A 649-nucleotide genomic window follows, 5' to 3' on the forward strand; every position below is an offset into this window, starting at 1 on the left:
TCGACTATGAGATGGTGGGCCGAACAGGCGAAGTCGACAATGTAAGGTCCAATCGGTACCTGTCGGCGAAAGCTCATCCCCATCAGCCGGTGAGCCCGCAACTCATTCCATAGTTTCAGCTCGGCATCGGTCATGACGCGACGCATGGACTTTGCATTCTTGCGCTGACGCGATGGAACGCGGTCGTGGCCCATCACGCACCGCCACACTGGACATTATAGAAAACCGAGGTGACGGCTGATCTCCCCCCTTGCGGGGGAGATGTCCGGCAGGACAGAGGGGGGTGCTGTCCCGCCAGCATCTCAACTGGCGATCGCTGCATTCTCGGGAAGTAGCTGGAACCAGAACGAGCAAGTAGGAACGTTGGTGTTCCTTCACACCCCCCTCTGTCCTGCCGGACATCTCCCCCGCAAGGGGGGAGATCAGCTGTCATCGGCGCCTTCGCCAACCTCGCAACGGTGCCTCGCGTCACCCTCACCGCTTCACCTCCCAGGTCGTCACGCGCTCTCCAGTCGCCGGATCCTTGCCGTCCTTAAGCTGCACGCCTTGCGCCAGCAGCTCATCACGCACGCGGTCGGCTTCGGCCCAGTTTTTCGCGGCGATCAGTTCCAGGCGCTTGGCGATGGCTTCGGCGACCGCGGCCTCATCG

At 61.9% G+C, this 649-nt stretch carries 1 protein-coding gene and 1 pseudogene; both read right to left on the reverse strand.

Annotated elements, in window-relative coordinates; all coding sequences use genetic code 11:
* The coding region (locus AC1DXM_RS31950) for an endonuclease domain-containing protein (RefSeq protein WP_477239547.1) at positions 1 to 194 on the reverse strand (194 nt) is incomplete at its 3' end.
* Positions 195 to 474: 280 nt separating this feature from the next.
* Positions 475 to 649 (reverse strand): annotated as a pseudogene (locus tag AC1DXM_RS31955) (cysteine--tRNA ligase); the annotation flags it as partial.

This window comes from Mesorhizobium sp. P3_A2 (genome assembly GCF_056403115.1).